Origin of the sequence: Mixta mediterraneensis (assembly GCF_030283135.1) — a bacterium.
Classification (GTDB): Bacteria; Pseudomonadota; Gammaproteobacteria; order Enterobacterales; family Enterobacteriaceae; genus Pantoea; species Pantoea mediterraneensis.
Window position 1 is genome coordinate 44,882 of sequence record NZ_JASUAZ010000010.1, and the last position, 19,051, is coordinate 63,932.

16 protein-coding genes and 1 pseudogene are annotated in these 19,051 nt (G+C 53.2%); 13 read left to right on the forward strand and 4 right to left on the reverse strand.

Annotation, left to right across the window (positions count from 1 at the left end; genetic code table 11):
• Positions 1-29: 29 nt before the first annotated feature.
• The 13 genes and pseudogenes from QRY16_RS08875 to spy all read left to right on the forward strand — a co-directional run bounded on the left by QRY16_RS08875 (position 30) and on the right by spy (position 15,108).
• Entirely contained in the window at positions 30-965 is a 936-nt protein-coding gene (locus QRY16_RS08875) for a D-ribose ABC transporter substrate-binding protein (protein ID WP_289776319.1), read from the forward strand.
• A 45-nt stretch (positions 966-1,010) separates the two neighbouring features.
• Positions 1,011-1,622 carry a DUF2291 family protein gene (locus QRY16_RS08880; protein ID WP_289776320.1) on the forward strand — a complete coding sequence of 204 codons (612 nt, stop codon included), beginning with the start codon at positions 1,011-1,013 and terminating at the stop codon, positions 1,620-1,622.
• Between the two features lie 10 nt (positions 1,623-1,632).
• Positions 1,633-3,165 carry a sugar ABC transporter ATP-binding protein gene (locus tag QRY16_RS08885; RefSeq protein WP_289776321.1) on the forward strand — a complete coding sequence of 511 codons (1,533 nt, stop codon included), beginning with the start codon at positions 1,633-1,635 and terminating at the stop codon, positions 3,163-3,165.
• A gap of 47 nt (positions 3,166-3,212) precedes the next feature.
• Positions 3,213-4,250, forward strand: a complete 1,038-nt coding sequence (locus tag QRY16_RS08890) for an ABC transporter permease (protein ID WP_289776364.1) — start codon at positions 3,213-3,215, stop codon at positions 4,248-4,250.
• Between the two features lie 11 nt (positions 4,251-4,261).
• Positions 4,262-5,059: a glucose 1-dehydrogenase gene (locus QRY16_RS08895; protein ID WP_289776322.1), complete on the forward strand. Its 798-nt coding sequence runs from the start codon at positions 4,262-4,264 to the stop codon at positions 5,057-5,059.
• A gap of 182 nt (positions 5,060-5,241) precedes the next feature.
• A complete protein-coding gene (locus tag QRY16_RS08900) occupies positions 5,242-6,705 on the forward strand; it encodes a YchO/YchP family invasin (RefSeq protein ID WP_289776323.1) in 1,464 nt (487 codons plus the stop codon).
• 100 nt (positions 6,706-6,805) lie between these two features.
• A pseudogene (locus QRY16_RS08905) lies at positions 6,806-7,711 on the forward strand (bestrophin family protein).
• A gap of 547 nt (positions 7,712-8,258) precedes the next feature.
• Entirely contained in the window at positions 8,259-9,479 is a 1,221-nt protein-coding gene (locus QRY16_RS08910; RefSeq protein ID WP_289776324.1) for an aspartate aminotransferase family protein, read from the forward strand.
• A complete protein-coding gene (gene astA / locus QRY16_RS08915) occupies positions 9,457-10,506 on the forward strand; it encodes an arginine N-succinyltransferase (RefSeq protein ID WP_289776325.1) in 1,050 nt (349 codons plus the stop codon). Before QRY16_RS08910 ends, astA begins: the two co-directional genes overlap by 23 nt.
• Positions 10,503-11,966, forward strand: coding sequence for a succinylglutamate-semialdehyde dehydrogenase (gene astD, locus QRY16_RS08920; protein WP_289776326.1), 1,464 nt, complete (start codon positions 10,503-10,505; stop codon positions 11,964-11,966). The genes astA and astD overlap by 4 nt, the downstream gene beginning before the upstream one ends.
• Positions 11,963-13,291, forward strand: a complete 1,329-nt coding sequence (gene astB, locus QRY16_RS08925) for an N-succinylarginine dihydrolase (RefSeq protein ID WP_289776327.1) — start codon at positions 11,963-11,965, stop codon at positions 13,289-13,291. Before astD ends, astB begins: the two co-directional genes overlap by 4 nt.
• Before the next feature lie 50 nt (positions 13,292-13,341).
• Entirely contained in the window at positions 13,342-14,337 is a 996-nt protein-coding gene (astE, locus tag QRY16_RS08930; protein WP_289776328.1) for a succinylglutamate desuccinylase, read from the forward strand.
• Positions 14,338-14,619: 282 nt separating this feature from the next.
• Positions 14,620-15,108 carry an ATP-independent periplasmic protein-refolding chaperone Spy gene (spy, locus tag QRY16_RS08935; protein WP_289776329.1) on the forward strand — a complete coding sequence of 163 codons (489 nt, stop codon included), beginning with the start codon at positions 14,620-14,622 and terminating at the stop codon, positions 15,106-15,108.
• Positions 15,109-15,192: 84 nt separating this feature from the next.
• Here spy and cho read toward each other — a convergent pair whose 3' ends face one another.
• From cho to QRY16_RS08955, 4 genes are all read right to left on the reverse strand, one after another.
• Positions 15,193-16,053 (reverse strand): excinuclease Cho, encoded by an 861-nt coding sequence (gene cho, locus QRY16_RS08940; RefSeq protein ID WP_289776330.1) that lies wholly within the window; start codon positions 16,051-16,053, stop codon positions 15,193-15,195.
• 216 nt (positions 16,054-16,269) lie between these two features.
• Positions 16,270-17,094: an NAD(+) synthase gene (nadE, locus tag QRY16_RS08945; RefSeq protein WP_289776331.1), complete on the reverse strand. Its 825-nt coding sequence runs from the start codon at positions 17,092-17,094 to the stop codon at positions 16,270-16,272.
• Between the two features lie 118 nt (positions 17,095-17,212).
• Entirely contained in the window at positions 17,213-18,415 is a 1,203-nt protein-coding gene (locus QRY16_RS08950) for a multidrug effflux MFS transporter (protein WP_289776332.1), read from the reverse strand.
• Positions 18,412-18,999, reverse strand: a complete 588-nt coding sequence (locus QRY16_RS08955) for a TetR/AcrR family transcriptional regulator (protein WP_289776333.1) — start codon at positions 18,997-18,999, stop codon at positions 18,412-18,414. The genes QRY16_RS08950 and QRY16_RS08955 overlap by 4 nt, the downstream gene beginning before the upstream one ends.
• Positions 19,000-19,051: the final 52 nt, after the last annotated feature.

The following is a 19,051-nucleotide window of genomic DNA, read 5'->3' on the forward strand; positions in this document are numbered from 1 at the left end:
CGATAACGATAAACAGAGAGAACATCACCATGAAAAAACGTACTTTGCTGTGCACTGCAATGGCGGCCTGCCTGGTTTCTCATGCGGCTTTTGCCGCCGGGAAAGGCACCATCATGATTTTGGTTAACTCGCTTGATAATCCTTATTACGCCTCGGAAGCCAAAGGTGCCAACCTTAAAGCGCAACAGCTGGGTTACAAAACCTCCGTGCTGTCACATGGTGAAGATGTAAAAAAACAGAGCGAGCTAATTGATGCGGCTATCGGTAAAAAAGTGCAGGGCATTATTCTGGATAACGCCGATTCCACTGCCAGCGTAGCCGCGATCAAAAAAGCCAAAGATGCGGGCATTCCGGTCGTGCTGATTAACCGCGAAATTCCGGTTGATGACGTGGCCCTGGAGCAAATTACGCACAACAACTTCCAGGCCGGTTCAGACGTGGCCAATGTCTTTGTTGAAAAAATGGGCGAGAAAGGCCAATACGCCGAACTGACGTGTAACCTGGCGGACAATAACTGTGTGACGCGTTCCAAATCCTTCCATCAGGTGCTTGATCAATATTCTGATATGCAAAGCGTGGCCAGGCAGGACGCGAAAGGCACGTTGATTGACGGCAAGCGCATCATGGACAGCATTTTACAGGCGCACCCGGATGTGAAAGGCGTGATTTGTGGTAATGGTCCGGTGGCGTTAGGTGCGATTGCTGCCTTGAAAGCGGCGGGACGCGATGACGTTATCGTTGTAGGCATTGACGGCAGCAATGATGAACGTGATGCGGTGAAAGCCGGTACGCTGAAGGCTACCGTGATGCTTCAGGCGCAGGCCATTGCGGCGCAGGGCGTGAGCGATCTTGACAACTACATTCAGAAAGGAACCAAACCGGCGAAACAGCGCGTGATGTTCCGCGGCATTTTAATCACCCCGGAAAATGCTAATGATGTGCAGGACTTCAATTATAAGTCGTAATTAACCGCCGCAGCGTCCGTGTAAACGGGCGCCAGGGAGAATGAGATGTACAAACGACTCTGGCTGACGCTGGCTGTAGTGTTGCTTGGTGGTTGCCGCATTGTGACGCAGCAAGAGCTGGCAGACCTGAAAAATCCCCCCAATCCAAAGATGGTTAACATTGCACAAACCTGGCAGCAAAAGCTGGTGCCACAAATTGTCCGTGAAGCGAAACCGCTGGCTGAATTGATGAAGTCATTGCAGTCAGCCGGAGATTTCGACACCGCCTGTAAAACTTACGGCTACCGTAGCCAGGTCGAAAACCCTTGTGTGTTCAGCGTGAGCGTGAGCGGCACCGTCACCGCCGTTAATACCACCTCACGCAGCGGTAAAATGATAGTCAATGCGCGTTCAGGTGACAGCGTCACTATTCAGATGGGACCGATTATTCGCGGCACGGCGCTACGCGATGGGTATAAAGGTGCCAGCTATCAGGATTTTAACGATCAGGTGCTGTTTGGCGATTACGGCAAAGCCATTAACCAGCAGGCTTCCACTTTGATGCAACAGTTCAAGCCGAAAGTCGGTGACAATGTCACGGTGGCGGGGGTCTTCAGCGCCTGGGATATTCCGCAACAGCCGCCTGTTATCACGCCAGCGCAGATCACGCGGCAGTAAGGAGCGCAGTATGCAAAATCCCCAGGCGCAGCAGGCCCCTGACGTGATTATCGAAACACGCAACGTATCGCGAATTTATCCCGGCGTCACCGCGCTCGATCAGGTCAATTACCGCGTTTATCGCAATAAAGTGAACGTGCTGATTGGCGAAAACGGCGCCGGCAAATCCACCATGATGAAGATGCTGGCGGGGGTAGAAATGCCCTCGTCCGGCGAGATTTTACTGGATGGCGAGGCGGTATTGCTGTCGTCTACTCAGCAGGCAGAAAAACAGGGGATCAGCATTATTTTTCAGGAGCTGAACCTGTTTCCCAACATGAACGTCATGGACAATATTTTCATCGCCAATGAGTTTTTTCAGCGCGGCGTTATCAATGAAAAGTACCAATACGCGTTGGCAAAATCACTGCTGGAACGGCTGGAGCTGGATGTTGACCCTTACGCACCGCTGAACGAGTTGGGCATTGGTCATCAACAGTTGGTGGAAATTGCCCGCGCGCTGTCGAAAGACACGCGCGTGCTGATTATGGATGAGCCAACCAGCGCGCTGAGCCAGTCTGAAGTCAAAGTGCTATTCAACGTTATCGACCAGCTGAAGCGGCGCGGAGTCACCATTATTTATATCTCGCATCGGCTGGAAGAGCTGATGGAGATTGGCGATCACATCACTATTTTCCGCGATGGGCGATTTATCAGCGAACGCGAAGTGCGCGATGTCAGCGTGCCGTGGATCATCGAACAGATGGTCGGCGATAAGAAAAAGCATTTCGATTATCAGGCCGCGCCGCAGGGTGAAACGGTGTTACAGGTTGAAGGGCTGACCGCACTGCATCAAAACGGTGGCTACAAGCTTAACGACGTCAGTTTTTCGCTACGTAAAGGCGAGGTGATTGGGATTTATGGCTTGCTGGGGGCCGGTCGCACCGAGCTGTTCAAGGGGTTGATTGGCCTGATGCACTGCCAGTCCGGCAAGGTTCATTTAGACGGGCAAAGCCTGGAGAAACGCACCTTCCAACAGCGGCTAAAGCGCGGTATCGCGCTGGTGCCAGAAGATCGTAAAGGCGAGGGGGTCGTGGCACTGATGTCGATCACTGCCAACATGACGCTTTCTGATTTGAGCCTGCGTGGCTTTCGTCGTGCGCTGCGTATGCTGAGTCCGGCTAAAGAGAATCAGCGGGTTAACGAAATGATTGGTCATCTGGCAATCAAAGTCAGCGATGCCGGGCTGCCGATCACCTCACTGAGCGGCGGAAATCAGCAAAAAGTGGTGCTGGGCAAAGCGCTAATGACCGGGCCACAGGTGGTGCTGCTGGACGAACCCACGCGCGGCATTGATGTGGGTGCAAAAACGGATGTGTATCACCTGATTGGCGACCTGGCAAAACAGGGGCTGGCGGTGATGTTTTCCTCATCCGAACTGGATGAGGTCATGGCGCTGGCCGATCGCATTCTGGTGATGGCAGACGGACGCATTACTGCCGATCTTCCACGCGCCGAGGCGACACGGGAAAAATTGATCAGCGCTTCTACACCACAAGCCTAAGATCGCCGGAGAATTCCATGAATCAAAAATATCTGTTTTATATGTAACTGCTGAAGGCACGCACCTTTATTGCGCTACTGATTGTCGTCGGCTTTTTTAGCGTGATGGTGCCTAACTTTCTCACTACCTCCAATCTGCTGATCATGACGCAACATGTTGCTATTACAGGCTTACTGGCGATCGGCATGACGCTGGTGATCCTGACCGGCGGGATTGATTTGTCGGTGGGCGCGGTGGCGGGCATTTGCGGCATGGTTGCAGGCGCGCTGCTGACCAATGGCGTGCCGCTCTGGGGAGGCAATATGCTGTTCCTGAACGTGCCGGAAGTTATCGTGGTAGTTGCGATCTTTGGCGTGCTGGTGGGATTAGTAAACGGCGCGGTGATTACCCGCCTCGGTGTAGCGCCTTTTATCTGTACGCTCGGCATGATGTATGTGGCCCGTGGCGCCGCATTGCTGTTTAACGACGGCAGCACCTACGCCAATCTGGTCGGCCTGCCTGCGCTGGGTAATACCGGTTTTGCCATTCTCGGTTCAGGTACGCTGCTGGGTGTCTATCTGCCGATCTGGCTGATGCTGGGCTTTCTGCTGCTCGGGCTGTATCTGACGCGCAAAACGCCGCTCGGGCGTTATATCTACGCTACCGGCGGTAACGAATCGGCGGCGCGCCTTGCCGGTGTGCCAATTATTAAAGTCAAAGTATTTGTCTACGCTTTTTCCGGCCTGTGTGCGGGGCTGGTGGGATTAATCGTTGCCTCGCAGCTGCAAACCGCGCACCCCATGACCGGTAATATGTTTGAGATGGACGCCATCGGCGCCACCGTTTTAGGCGGCACCGCACTGGCGGGGGGGCGCGGGCGTGTTTCCGGCTCAATTATTGGTGCGTTTGTTATCGTTTTCCTCGCCGACGGTATGGTGATGATGGGGGTCAGCGACTTCTGGCAAATGGTGATTAAGGGGTTAGTGATTGTCACCGCCGTGGTTATCGATCAATTCCAGCAACGTTTACAAAGCAAAGTGGTGCTGTTGCGTCGTCATGAAAAAAAGCAGCAGACAACCCCAGTATCTAAGGTCAGTCACGGTTAACAGGAGGCCATATGACGCGTGATTTCAATGGAAAAACGGTGGTGATTACCGGGGCCTGTCGTGGCATCGGGGCGGGCATTGCTGCTCGTTTTGCCCGCGACGGCGCGAACCTGGTGATGGTATCAAATGCTGAACGCGTTTTTGAAACGGCTGAACGTCTGCAACGACAATCTGGCCGCGAGATTCTGGCATTGCAGATCGATGTGACCGATGAAACCGAAGTACAGCAGCTTTATCAGCAAGCGTCTGAACGGTTCGGCAGCATTGATGTGTCGATTCAAAACGCTGGCGTCATCACCATTGATAAGTTCGATTCGATGCCAAAAACAGATTTCGAAAAGATTCTGGCAGTGAATACCACCGGCGTCTGGCTGTGCTGTCGCGAGGCGGCGAAATACATGGTGAAACAGAACGGTGGCAGCCTGATTAATACCTCTTCCGGGCAAGGCCGACAGGGGTTTATCTATACGCCGCACTATGCGGCCAGCAAAATGGGCGTGATCGGGATTACGCAGAGCCTGGCTTTAGAACTGGCGCCCTGGCATATCACCGTGAATGCGTTTTGTCCGGGTATTATCGAAAGCGAAATGTGGGATTATAACGATCGCGTCTGGGGCGAGATCCTGAGCAGCGATAAAAAAACTTACGGTAAAGGTGAGTTGATGGCGGAATGGGTAGAAAATATACCCTTAAAACGTGCCGGACAGCCGGATGACGTCGCCGGGCTGGTGGCATTTCTCGCGTCTGATGATGCGCGTTACATCACCGGACAAACTATCAATGTGGATGGCGGGTTAATATTTTCCTGATCGCCATCGCTTATCATCTAACATCAGGGTTTGCTCAGCCGCAAACCCTCTTCCCCGCAGTTCTTCAGAATGCTCTCACACAGGCACAAAAATCGGGACGCGTCCTGCATGATCATCACAATATGTTAAGGTAATCGTTATTGGTTTTGTAAATCTTCCTGGCAGAGACCTACTTATTGCCTATGACTTTTGCTTTATTGAATCGGAAATCGTTGGCTTTCTCGCTAGTGGCTTTAGCCATCGTCTGCGCTGCGCCTGTTGCTGCGCAACAAAGCGAATCCAGCGTGTCGGCTACGCCGTTTGACGATCCTACACGCTTTCGTCAGTCACTCGATAACCTGCCTTCGTTGGGGAATGATAATGACAGCAGCGAGTGGAGCAAGAAACTGGCAGAGGTTGCAAAAAGCATTGGTGAAGCCAGCAAAAACAGCGATAGCGATGCCTCATTTAGCCAGCAGGCGGGAATCTGGGCATTCAATCATCTGCGTGACGAAGTTGCCGAGCGGGTTGAAAATAAAGGGCAATCACTGTTGTCGCCTTATGGCAATGCATCGCTGGATTTGATGGTGGATATGGACGGTAATTTTACCGGCACCGGCGGCGATCTGTTTAGCACCTTAGCAGACGAACGCAACTCGCTTACCTTCAGTCAGGTTGGCTTACATGATACGTCCGACGGTCTGGTAGGGAATGCGGGACTGGGCCAGCGCTGGGAGACTGGGCACTGGCTGCTTGGTTACAACACTTTTGTTGATCGCACCTTCAGTAGCGGTTTGCAACGAGCCTCAGTTGGCACCGAAGCGTGGAGCGATAATCTCCGTCTGTCGGCTAACTATTACCATCCGCTTTCCGGCTGGAAAAACTTTGGTGATATGCAACAGCAGCGTATGGCGCGCGGATATGACGTAACCAGCCAAAGTTATCTGCCCTTTTACCGTCAGCTAGGCATGTCATTAAGCTGGGAGCAATACCTTGGCGAAAACGTTGATCTGTTCAACAGTGGCAACCGTTATCACAATCCTTCGGCAATGACCTTTGGCGTTTCTTATACGCCGGTGCCGCTGGTGACATTCTCTGCGACGCATAAAACCAGCAGTGCGGGCGAAAGCCAGGATCAGCTCGGACTGAAACTGAATTACCGTTTTGGCGTTGCGCTGCGTAAACAACTGGACGCCAGTAATGTGGCAGTTGCACACTCTCTGCGAGGCAGCCGTTACGACAGGGTGACGCGTAGCGATACGCCGGTTTTATCTTTCCGCCAGCGCAAGACATTATCTGTGTTTCTTGCAACACCGCCGTGGCAATTAAACGGCAGTGAAAATTTGTCGCTGAAGTTACAAATACGCGCCAGTAATGCCATTAAAGCGGTAAGCTGGCAGGGCGACACGCAGGCATTAAGCCTGACGCCGCCTGCCAATAATAACAATCCGCAAGGCTGGAGCGTCATCCTGCCACCATGGGACAATTCTCCTGGCGCGACCAATGAATATCATTTGTCGGTAACGCTGGAAGACGCTAAGCAGCAACGCGTCACTTCAAACTGGATTACCCTGAAATTGCAGCCGCCGATGACGTTAAACGAGCACTCCGATGAGCGTTATGATTTGATGGCACCCGATGAAAAATCTGCCGGTTTAAACCTCTGAGGAGGTACGCAGAAAAGCGTGACAATTGTCACACTTTTCTGGTGGAAAGTTTTTAAGGAAACTCGCAGAATCGGCGAAAATTCCTGTTCACCTGCACACTATGATCCTTCGTCCGCAACGCCACTGGTTCATTCGTTTGTTCGCCTGGCACGGCTCCGTGCTGCCTGATATTCTGTTTCGCTTATCACTCAATTTAATGATGTCCTTAATCGCACTGGCATCGTTAGGTTGGTATGAAACACTGGGGATTAAGCTGACGCTTGCGCCGTTTAGCCTGCTCGGCGTTTCTATCGCCGTCTTTCTCGGCTTTCGCAACAGCGTATGTTTTGCTCGCTTTAGTGAAGCCAGACAATTTTTAGGATCGTTGCTGATCGCCTGCCGCACGATTCAACGCCAGGTGATGGCGGTGTGTCCGGCGGATGTACCACGTGTACAAACGCTGCTACTGGCCTTTTGTGCCAGTCTTAAACATCAATTACGCCGCACCGATGCACGTGAAGATCTGACGCGTTTGTTAGGTGAGGAGGCCGGGTGGGTACTGAGCCGACATTCGCCCGCGAATGTGTTGCAATTACAGCTGTCCCATTGGCTGGCGGAACAGCGTCGCTAGGGGAAAATCAGTGATTTGGTGTGGGGCAATATTGATAACAACCTCAACCAGCTTGCCGCAGTATTAGGCGGCTGTGAACGCCTTGCCAGTATGCCTGTACCTTTTGCTTATGGCCTGCTGCTGCATCGTACCGTCTACCTTTTCTGCTCATTACTGCCGTTTGCGCTGGCTCCGGATCTGCATGCGATAACGCCGCTGGTTTCTGTGTTTATCGCCTACACCTTTTTGTCGCTGGATACGCTGGCAGAAGAACTGGAAATGCCGTTCGGTTATGAGAATAACCATCTGCCCATGGATGCGATTTGCACCAATATTGAAATCAACTTACGTGAAATGGCCGGTGAGCATGACTTACCGCAGCCAATGAGACCGGATAAATATTATCGTTTGACGTGATATTTCCGTTGCGTCAGGCGTGAAGGCAAACTGTTTTCATGCCGCCTTCACTGACTGCTTTTTATTTACGACTGCAATACTAAAACTCCCTCAAAAAAAGCCCGGCGAGATAAGCCGGGCCATCAGGTAAACCGGATTAGATTTTCTGCCTGCCTTTTATTTCTTTCTTTTTATTCCTTTCTTCGGCTCGTGTGGGTTAATTGCACCGGCAAGAGGCAAGCCGCCCGATAAAAGCGCAATACACGCGCATTTTTGGACAAATAATTTACTGGCGATCACAAAAGCGCTATTTCATAGCGTAATTGCATAATTCCGCTATTTAATCCTCGCCGTAAGCACTCCGTTAAGATTGTTATTCACTAAATATGCATTTTAAGTGAATGAGGTGTTGTCGTAACTCCTTGATATTCCATAACTCAAATCGTTTTATGCATTTTTGTCCTTGGCTGGCACGCTATCTGCAATCTAGAGTAGAGCTGCGTTAACCCGGACTTTAACAATTTTAAAACAAACGCTTTACCCGCCAGGGAAAGCAGGAGAGATGGTTATGTCACTGCAAGTTTCACGTCACGATTTCGATCAATGGATGATGCCTGTCTATGCTCCCGCTGCTTTTGTGCCGGTCCGTGCTGAAGGCTCCACCGTTTGGGACCAGAATGGAAAAGACTATATCGATTTTGCGGGAGGCATTGCCGTTAATGCTTTAGGACATGCGCATCCGGCGTTGCAGCAGGCGCTGCAAGAACAGGCTGCCCGCTTGTGGCATACCGGCAATGGCTACACCAATGAACCTATTCTCCGCCTGGCGAAACAGCTGATTGATGCCACCTTTGCCGACCGCGTATTTTTTTGTAACTCGGGCGCGGAAGCAAACGAAGCCGCGTTAAAACTGGCGCGTAAAGTGGCGCACGATCGCTTTGGTGCGGAAAAAAGCGGCATCGTCGCCTTCAACAATGCGTTTCATGGCCGTACGCTGTTTACCGTCTCTGCCGGTGGGCAACCCGCCTACTCCAGAGATTTCACGCCACTACCACCGGACATTCAACACGCTGCATTTAACGATCTTGACGCGGCTGCGGCGTTAATTAATGACAATACCTGTGCGGTAATCGTTGAGCCGATTCAGGGTGAAGGTGGCGTGCTGCCCGCTGACCCGGCTTTTCTGCGCGGCTTGCGCGAACGCTGTGATAAACATCAGGCACTGCTGATTTTTGATGAAGTGCAGAGCGGCGTAGGACGTACCGGATCGCTGTATGCCTACATGCACTACGGCGTCACGCCAGATGTACTGACCAGTGCCAAAGCGCTCGGCGGCGGCTTCCCGATTGGCGCCATGTTAACGCGTGAAGATCTGGCCTTAGTGATGGGCGTCGGCACCCATGGAACCACTTACGGTGGCAATCCGCTGGCAGGGGCAGTGGCGGGAAAGGTCGTGGAGCTGATCAACCAGGCTGACATAATGGCAGGGGTTGCCCAGCGACATGCGTGGATTGTTGAAGCGCTGGAGGAGATCAATCAGCAGTTGCAGCTGTTTAAACAGGTACGTGGGCTTGGCCTGTTGATCGGGGCCGTACTCAGCGATGAATTTGCCGGAAAAGCCAAACAGATCAACCTCGCTGCGGCCGAGCTGGGCGTAATGGTATTAATTGCTGGCGCCAGTGTGGTGCGTTTTGCCCCGGCGCTAAATATCAGCGAGCAGGAGCTCAAAACGGGGATGGCGCGCTTTGCTGAGGCTTGCGGCTCCTTTGTGCGAGGAACGTCATCATGATGGGATCCGCCCGGTTGAACGTGATGATCTCAGCCAGCTAATGGTGCTGGCGGGGAAAACGGGAGGGGGACTAACCTCACTGCCTGTTGACAGTGCCACCCTGCAGGCGCGCATTGAGCGTTCGTTGCAAACCTGGGAAGGGACGCTACCGCGGGCCGAGCAGGGCTATGTTTTTGTCCTGGCCGACGATAAAGACAACCGGGCAGTGGGTATTTGCGCCATCGAAGTTGCGGTAGGCCTGCAGGATCCCTGGTACAACTTCCGCGTTGGCACCCATGTGCATGCTTCGAAAGAGCTCAACGTCTATGCGGCGTTGCCCACGCTGTATTTAAGTAACGATCACACTGGCAGTAGCGAACTCTGTACGCTGTTTCTCGATCCCGATTATCGTGATGGCAAAAATGGTTATCTGCTGTCGAAATCGCGCTTTCTGTTTATGGCGAATTTCCGCGAATGCTTTACGGATCGCGTGGTAGCAGAAATGCGTGGCGTCAGCGATGAAAACGGCTATTCACCTTTTTGGGACAGCGTCGGCAGCCGCTTCTTCTCGATGGACTTTAGTAAGGCCGATTTCCTCAGCGGCACCGGGCAGAAAGCCTTTATTGCCGAGCTGATGCCAAAGCACCCTTTATATATACATTACCTCACGCCTGAAGCGCAGGTGGTGATTGGTCAGGTACACCCTAAAACAGCCCCGGCGCGCGCTGTTCTGGAAGCGGAAGGGTTCCGCTATCTCAACTATGTCGATATTTTCGATGGCGGCCCGACGCTGGAGTGCGAAATCGACCGCATTCGTGCAGTACGGAAAAGCCGCTTGCGTACGGCGGAAAAAGGACAGGCTAATGCGGATGCGCCACTCTGCCTGGTCGCTAACACCGATTATCGTCAGTTTCGCGTGGCGCTTTTGCCTGTCGATAGCCAGCGCGACAGCGTGCAGTTAACCGATGAACAGATGCAGGCATTGAAATGTCAGCCGGGCGACAACCTGCGCGTGGTGACATCGTGCCGTGAGGAGAAAAAAGCATGACGCAGATGATTAATGGACAATGGTTGACGGGCGGTGCGGAGACAATCACTAAACAGGATCCGGTCAGCGGGGAGACGCTGTGGCAAGGGCAGGCAGCCTCAGCGACACAGGTCGCTAACGCATGTGAAGCCGCACGAGCGGCGTTTCCGGCGTGGGCAGCGTTACCTTTTGCTGAGCGTCAGGCCAGGGTTGAGAAATTTGCGGCCCAGCTGACCGCGAATAAAGTTGATCTGGCCGAAACTATCGCGCGCGAAACCGGTAAACCGCGCTGGGAAGCGTTGACCGAAGTGGGCGCGATGATTAACAAAATCGCTATTTCTGTCAAAGCCTACCACGCGCGCACCGGTGAACAGACAGACGGCGAAAGTTCACTGCGTCATCGTCCACACGGCGTACTGGCGGTATTCGGGCCTTACAATTTTCCCGGCCATTTGCCGAATGGCCATATCGTACCGGCGCTGTTAGCAGGAAACTGCGTCGTGTTTAAACCCAGCGAACTGACGCCGCTGACGGCCGAGAAAACCGTGCAGTTATGGCTGGCAGCCGGTTTGCCCGCAGGCGTGCTGGCGCTGGTGCAGGGCGGGCGTGAAACCGGGCAGGCGCTGGCTGCAGATCAGCAGATAGATGGCTTATTATTCACCGGCAGCGCGCATACCGGCTATCAGCTGCATCGCCAGTTTGGCGGCCAGCCTGAAAAAATGCTGGCGCTGGAAATGGGCGGCAACAACGCCCTGATCGTTGAAGACCCGGCAGATATTGATGCAGCGGTGCATATAGCGCTGCAATCGGCCTTTATTACCGCCGGGCAGCGCTGCACCTGTGCGCGTCGCCTGTTGGTGAAACGTGGTGTAGCGGGTGACGCCTTCTTGCAGCGATTAGTCGAAGTCAGCGCCCGCCTGCAACCGGCTGCGTGGAATGCGGAACCGCAACCCTTTATGGGCAGCGTTATTTCCTGTAGCGCAGCGGAAAAAATTTTCCATGAATGGCAGCAGCGCGTGACGGCGGGGGGCAACGTGCTGCTGGAAATGCGCTGGCCCGATCGCCAGAGCGCGTTATTAACGCCTGGCATTATTGATCTGACGGCGATCAAAAACCTGGCGGATGAAGAGGTGTTTGGGCCGCTGCTCGGTGTGATTCGCTATGATAATTATGACGAAGCGATTCGGCTGGCAAACCAGACGCGCTACGGCTTGTCGTGTGGATTGATCTCACCGTCGCGCGCTCATTTCGATCGGCTGCTGCTGGAAGCACGTGCCGGCATTGTAAACTGGAATAAACCGTTAACCGGGGCGGCCAGTACGGCACCGTTTGGCGGTATTGGCGCATCCGGGAATCATCGCGCCAGCGCCTGGTATGCGGCTGATTATTGCGCATGGCCAATGGCGTCACTGGAAACGCCAGAGCTGACACTGCCTGCATCTTTATCGCCGGGGCTGGATTTCTCGGAGGCAGCCAAATGAAAGCATTAGAAGCTAACTTTGACGGGCTGGTGGGCCTGACCCATCATTACGCTGGCTTGTCGTTTGGTAACGTGGCCTCGACACGTAATCAATTGCAGCCTTCGAACCCGCGCCTGGCGGCTAAACAGGGTCTGCTGAAAATGAAAGCGCTGGCCGATATGGGGTTTGTGCAGGGAGTGATCCCGCCACATGAGCGCCCTAGTCTGCATGTTTTGCGCCAGCTTGGCTTTAGCGGGAGCGACGAACAGGTGCTGGCTAAAGCGGCACACACCGCGCCAGGTTTGTTGTCATCTGCCAGTTCTGCTTCAGCGATGTGGGTGGCCAATGCCGCCACGGTTTCGCCTTCTGTCGACAGCGACGATCGCCGGGTGCATTTCACCGTTGCCAATCTCAATAACAAGTTTCACCGCGCCATTGAGGCACCGGAAACCGCCCAGCTTTTAGGGGCTATCTTTCGCGATCCGCAGCACTTCTGCGTGCATAACGCGTTGCCGCAGGTGGCGATGTTGGGTGACGAAGGGGCCGCTAACCATAATCGTTTTGCTGGTAAGTATGGCGAACCGGGCGTGCAGATGTTTGTTTATGGCCGTGAAGCCCGTCACGATGGCAGCGCGCCGCAGCGGTATCCTGCCCGGCAAACACGTGAAGCCAGTGAAGCAGTGGCGCGCCTGCATCAGCTTTCACCTGAGAACGTGATCTTTGCGCAGCAGAATCCGGCGGTTATCGATCAGGGCGTATTTCATAACGATGTCATCGCCGTCAGCAACCGGCAGGTTCTGTTCTGCCATCAACACGCATTTGTTAACCAGGCCGCGCTGCTGGCGCAGCTGAAACAGCGCGTACCGGGTTTTATTGCCATCGAAGTCCCTGAAAACCGGGTTAGCGTCCAGGAGGCGGTAAATACGTATCTGTTTAACAGTCAGCTACTGAGCCGATCTGACGACAGCATGATGCTGATTTTGCCTGAAGAGTCCCGACAACACGCGGGCGTATGGGATTTTCTTTGCGAGGAAGTTGAAAAAGGCGGGCCGCTGCGCGAGCTTAAGGTATTTGACCTGGGTGAAAGCATGGCGAATGGCGGCGGCCCGGCCTGTTTACGTTTGCGGGTGGTCTTGACGCCGGAGGAGCAAAGCGCGGTCAATCCGGCGGTATTAATGAATGATCGCCTGTTCGCCGCACTGAATAACTGGGTTGATCGTTATTATCGCGATCGCCTCACGCAAGCCGATTTGGCCGACCCGCAACTGCTGCGTGAAGGGCGTGAAGCGCTGGATACCTTAACCCGGCTGCTAGACTTAGGAAATGTGTATGCATTTCAGCAGTAAAAGCCAGCCAGCTGCGGGCTGCCTTTTATTTCATGCGAAAAGGAGGAGCGATGCAGGATTTTTTGCAGCAGACGCTGTCTGGTAGCGCGCCGCGAAAGCGCAAGGGTGAAACTGACTTCCTTTGCTGGCAGTGGCTGGATTACGGCATTCTGTTGATGGAGCCAAAAGAAAAAGCGCGTCGCGCGCTGGTGCTGTCGGCGGGGATCCACGGCAACGAAACCGCGCCGGTCGAAATGGTTAATCACCTGCTGTTGCCGTTACTCAGGGGAGAAAAGCCGTTACAGCAACGGTTGCTGGTGATCTTAGGCAATCCGGTTGCGTTAAAAACCGGTAAGCGATATCTGCGTTACGACATCAACCGGCTGTTTGGCGGACGCTGGCAGCAGATCGTTGATGGTGATGAAGCGCATCGCGTATTGCGGCTTGAACAGGCGGTAGAAACGTTCTGGCAGGCTTGCGAAACGGAGGAGACACGCTGGCATTTGGATCTGCATACCGCGATTCGCGGGTCGTATCATGCGCGCTTTGGATTGATGCCGTATACTGAGCGGCCATGGCCGCCAGAGTTTATGCACTGGCTGGCCGCAGCTGGGATGGAGGCGTTGGTGTTTCATCGTGCGCCAGGCGGCACTTTTACCCATTTTAGCTGCGAACACTTTGCGGCTGCCAGCTGTACGCTGGAGCTGGGCAAAGCCAGGCCATTTGGCAAAAACGATTTATCACAATTCGCTGCCGCTGAGCAGGCACTGGCCGGGTTGTTGTACGGTGAGGCTGTATCCGCTTCAGCATCACAGCCAAAACATTATCGTGTCACCCAGCAAATTACTCGCCAGAGTGAAGATTTTGTCCTGCATATGGGCAGTGACACGCTGAATTTTACCGCATTTCCGCAAGGGACTTTACTGGCAGAAGATAGTGACACACGTTATTACGTGCAACAGGCGCGAGAATATGTGTTATTCCCGAATCCTGATGTCGCGCTGGGGTTGCGTGCAGGTTTAATGCTGATTGAAGAAAGCGAACAAACTCAGGCCCTGCCGCTTTAAATAATCATGTTTTTCTCATAAAACAGCGGAAGTTTCCCTTCTGCTTTCCTACCAGAACCCTTACACTCCTTCATGATTTCTACCGATTCTTCTGTAAATTCATACAGTTTTGCAATTCCTCACGTAATTCTTCGCATTCTCTTCATGATTGCCGGTTTTCTGTCTTTTATGCTTTCACGGCTTTACTCAGGCTCTGAGTAGTTGACGTTCAGCATCGTATGCTTGTTTCCGAAGACGCGACAGAGCGCTGTCGTCATCAAACTGAATTATAAGGACACTATTATGCGTAAACTGACTTCCCTTTTACTGGCTTCCTCGCTGGCGTTTGGTGCAGCCAGCGCTGTCCACGCTGCGGCTGACAACCTGACGCCACCGCCAGCTGGTAGCGAAAAGCCGATGCATAAGCCGCCGATGCACCCTGGTATGCATATGATGTTCAGAGGTCTGAATCTGACCGATGCGCAGAAAACGCAAATGCGTGACATCATGAAAGAGAGCCGCAAAGAAATGAAACGTCCGTCGCTGGAAGAGCGCCGCGCCAATCATGCCATTATTGCCTCTGACAGCTTCGATAAAGCCAAAGCGGAAGCGCAGGCAGAAAAAATGACCGCAAATGCGAAAGAGAATGCGGTCGCGATGATGGAAACCCAGAACAAACTGTATAACGTACTGACGCCTGAGCAGAAAAAACAGTACAACGCCAATTTCGAGAAGCATTTGACCGATAAAGGCCCACACGCCGGTAAAATGCCGCCACCGCCAGCAGAGTAATTGGCGCTAAAGCAAGACGTTGAGACCGCCGACGTTGTCCACCGCATTTATGTTGTGGGCAGCGTCGGCGGTTTCGTTCAGGCTTTATAACGGATGGATGGGATAATGACCGGAAAGCACCGGCCGACAAAGAATTTTATAGCCATCATGGTCAAAGCCATCGGGTGCGCGCTTTAATTGCTTCGCCTCTTCAAGGGTATTGACCGATCCAAGATAGAACCAGTGATCAATGACGTGGATTTGCGTCATGGTTTCGCCTTTTTCCACTAACCCCACCGCGCCTTGCCACGGCCAGCAAAATATCCGCACATTTTCTAACGCCGTCAGCAGGCGATCCTGATGATCGCTGAGCGGTTCTTTACCACAGCAGGCGCCGGCACATTTACGCAATGCCGAACGGAAACAGCCGCGTTGTGGGCTAAGGGCTTCCAGTCCTAACAATCCGTGACATAGCTGATACTCATCGGCAAGTTGTTTAAGCCTTTCCAGCGCGGCAAAACGGCTGCGATAAAGACCAAACAGGTTGGGCGACTGGGTAAAATCAAGTTCGCGCGCATAAACCACCTGCGGCTTGCCCTCGGTGATTTGCAGGGAGCAGAGTTGGCGGTTTTTACGTAAACGCTTATTGAACAGCGGCTGCTGCATTTTGATCATCTGAGCTTCAAGCAGCAGCGCGCCAAGGTCCCCCGCTGTTGGGATCCATGTCACCCGCCGCGACTGGCGCAGCATTTTGGCTTCATCTGGCGTGCGAAAATGGGACATAACGCGCGATCGTAAATTAACGCTTTTGCCGATATAGAGCGGTAAGGTGTCACTTTCGCCATGAAAGGTATACACACCAGGCACGTTGGGCAGATCTTCCAGCCATTCACGCAGGTGTTCGGGATATTGATAAATAGCAGCCGCGTCAAATTCGAGGCGGTGCGTTGCTGCACGTCGTACCAAGATGGACTCCATTTACTGGTTGTCCATACAGCATAACAGGGTGGTGAAATGTGCGCCAGCGGCTTGATCTCCCTGCATCGCCAGCCAGCAGCCTGTCGATCCCGGCAGACTCATCATGATTGCCGTTAAACCAGTCAGCGGGCATGGGCAAGCGGGAGGGCATTAAGCAATCCCAGGCTGGATTCTCCCTGCACAAAAAGCGAGGGAGAATATGGTTCATTTCCAGAAATCGTCGAATACGGTGATGGGAGGACGGCGTTTATGCTCAGTTTTCAGATACCAGCCTTCGATAATACGGGCGGTTTCTGGCGCAACCGTTTTGCCTTCAAGGTAATCATCAATCATTTCGTACGTGACGCCGAGTGCGACTTCATCCTGCAAGCCTGGACGATCATCTTCCAGATCGGCGGTGGGATGCTTCAAATAAAGATGCTCAGGACAGCCCAGCGCTTTCAGCAGCGCTTTGCCCTGACGTTTGTTGAGACGGAAAAGGGGATTGATGTCAGTGCCGCCATCGCCGTATTTCGTAAAGAAGCCAGTAACCGCCTCTGCAGCGTGATCGGTTCCAACCACCACGCCTTTAGCCATTCCGGCGATGCTGTATTGTGCTTTCATGCGTTCACGGGCTTTTTCATTACCGCGGATAAAGTCTGAAAGCGTAATACCCGCTTCTTTCAGGGCACGTTCACTGGCTAAAACCGCCTCTTTAATATTCACCACCAATGAACGATCAGGTTTGATGAATGCCAGCGCATCCTGACAATCCTGCTCATCAGACTGAACGCCAAAAGGCAAACGTACCGCGATAAATGCGTAATCGTTATCACCGGTTTCTTCGCGCAATTCGCTGATAGCCAGCTGCGACAGTTTACCCGCCAGAGTCGAATCCTGGCCGCCACTGATGCCGAGTACCAGACTTTTTATGCCGGGATAGCGCTTCAGATAGGACTTTAAAAAATCAACGCTGGTGCGAATTTCTTGTTGAGCGTCAATGGTTGGCTGAACGCCAAAGGCTTCAATGATTTCCTGCTGCTGTGACATGAACATCTCCTCAAGTCAGTAGCCTGTCGGCACGATGCAAACGGTGTATTAAAGCTAACGTGCATAACCGAAAACAACAAGCTAAAGCGGTTGCTGTTTTCAGTTAATCATTGCTAAATCAGGCAGTTTTTACCTTTGGCTCAGGTTTTTTAGCCAGCAGTATGAATAGCACGATAGCCGACATAAAGCAGCCAAAGATAGTCGCCGTCATGCTTAGCACCGATGTGCCACCGATCCCGGTGATCGGTACTGCAATCGCTCCAAGGCTAAACATGGTGACGCCAATCACCGCCGAGGCGCTACCTGCGCGGTGGCCCTGACTTTGCATAGCCAGGGAAGACGCGGTGGTTGCAATGACACCATTACTGGCGATGGTAAAGAACAGCGCCAGCAGCAGCAACGGTAGCGGTGCGGCGGTCAGCGCTGCCAGTAGCAGCATACTGGAGGCGACAAACGCCAGCGTCAGACCGCCTTTCAGCACCCGGTATTCGCCCCATAAAGGGCAAAGACGGGCGCTGGTTTGTGACGCGATAACCAGGCCGATACCGTTGGTGGCAAAATAAAAGCTGAATGCCTGGGGCGATAAACCGTAAACCTGCTGCAAGACAAAAGGTGAAGCGCCAATATAGGCAAACATCCCAGACATCATAAAGCCCTGCGTCAGGCAGAAGCCCATAAATGGTCGATGGGTGATCACTTGCCCTAACGCAGCATAAGCTGAGAACAGCGATCCTTTACTGCGACGATCTTCCGCTAACGTTTCGTGCAGTTTCCAGCGAGCAAGAAAAATCAACAATACGGCGATGCAGCCCAGCACCACGAAAATGCCACGCCAGTTCAGCATCGTCATTAATACGCCACCCAACACCGGAGCCGCTATCGGGGCTAAACCATTAACCAGCATCAGCAGGGCAAAGAAGCGAGTAAGTTCATGACCGCTGTACATGTCGCGTGCCACTGCACGCGATAATACCGCGCCGCCTGCACCCGCTAAGCCCTCAAACAGACGTGCCAGCAGCAGTTGGTTAATATCCTGGGCCAGCGCACAACCGATTGAGGCGATGAGTAACAGTACCAGCGATAACATGAGCGGGCGAATACGGCCAAACTTGTCACTCATCGGACCAAACAGAAGTTGCCCGGCGCCCAGGCCCAGTAATCCTGCGGTCAGGCTGAGCTGTGCAGTGGACGTTTCCGTGTTTAAATCCTGAGCCAGCTGTGGCAAAGCGGGTAAGTAGAGATCGATACAAAGCGGCCCAAGCGCCGCCAGTAATCCCAGCGTGATGGCATAGACCAGCCGGTTAGAATGTGCAGGTGTCATTTATCCTCTGAATGTTTAATGATGTGGTGGATCAATTGTTGATAAAGGGCCTGAAGTGAGGTCGCTGAAGCTTTCTGCGGCGTCAGTCGACGAAATGCGGTGCCTTCAACCAGCACTGCCAGCACTTCAACGCAGGCGGTAATGTGCACATCGCTGAGATGGGGATAGTTCAGGCGCACTTTGCGGCAGGCATTGCTGAAAATATGGGCATCGGCGGCTTGTAAAATGTCGGCCACGCGTGGGTTGCGACTGGCTTCTGCGGCTACTTCCAGCATCAGCATTTCATCATCCTCGCTCAGCGTTTCTCGCCAGGCGAGCATGGCGGCAATGTGTTGCGCGTCAACGTGGTCGCTCATTGCGGCAACCCGGTTATCGACAATACGTTTTACCATCTCTTCTATCAGCGCATCTTTGCTGGGAAAGTAGCGATAGATCTGGCCTACGCTGAGGTTTGCGCGACTTGCCAGCTGTCCCATGCTGGCGGCGTGAAAACCGTACTGGCGAAAGCATTGTCGTGCCGCCATGATAATTTCATCCTGACGGGTACGATGGCGCTCCTCGCGGGTGTCGCGCTGTTGGTTCATGCCAGCTCCAGATAATAGTTTTGAGAGTGCTTATTCTCGCTGGCGATTATAC

Bases quoted from the DNA above. Each gene is read 5' to 3' on its own strand.
- QRY16_RS08875 (WP_289776319.1), top strand. From the start codon at position 30: ATGAAAAAACGTACTTTGCTGTGCACTGCAATGGCGGCCTGCCTGGTT.
- QRY16_RS08880 (WP_289776320.1), top strand. From the start codon at position 1,011: ATGTACAAACGACTCTGGCTGACGCTGGCTGTAGTGTTGCTTGGTGGT.
- QRY16_RS08885 (WP_289776321.1), top strand. From the start codon at position 1,633: ATGCAAAATCCCCAGGCGCAGCAGGCCCCTGACGTGATTATCGAAACA.
- QRY16_RS08895 (WP_289776322.1), top strand. From the start codon at position 4,262: ATGACGCGTGATTTCAATGGAAAAACGGTGGTGATTACCGGGGCCTGT.
- QRY16_RS08900 (WP_289776323.1), top strand. From the start codon at position 5,242: ATGACTTTTGCTTTATTGAATCGGAAATCGTTGGCTTTCTCGCTAGTG.
- QRY16_RS08910 (WP_289776324.1), top strand. From the start codon at position 8,259: ATGTCACTGCAAGTTTCACGTCACGATTTCGATCAATGGATGATGCCT.
- astD (WP_289776326.1), top strand. From the start codon at position 10,503: ATGACGCAGATGATTAATGGACAATGGTTGACGGGCGGTGCGGAGACA.
- astB (WP_289776327.1), top strand. From the start codon at position 11,963: ATGAAAGCATTAGAAGCTAACTTTGACGGGCTGGTGGGCCTGACCCAT.
- astE (WP_289776328.1), top strand. From the start codon at position 13,342: ATGCAGGATTTTTTGCAGCAGACGCTGTCTGGTAGCGCGCCGCGAAAG.
- spy (WP_289776329.1), top strand. From the start codon at position 14,620: ATGCGTAAACTGACTTCCCTTTTACTGGCTTCCTCGCTGGCGTTTGGT.
- nadE (WP_289776331.1), bottom strand. From the start codon at position 17,094: ATGTCACAGCAGCAGGAAATCATTGAAGCCTTTGGCGTTCAGCCAACC.
- QRY16_RS08950 (WP_289776332.1), bottom strand. From the start codon at position 18,415: ATGACACCTGCACATTCTAACCGGCTGGTCTATGCCATCACGCTGGGA.
- QRY16_RS08955 (WP_289776333.1), bottom strand. From the start codon at position 18,999: ATGAACCAACAGCGCGACACCCGCGAGGAGCGCCATCGTACCCGTCAG.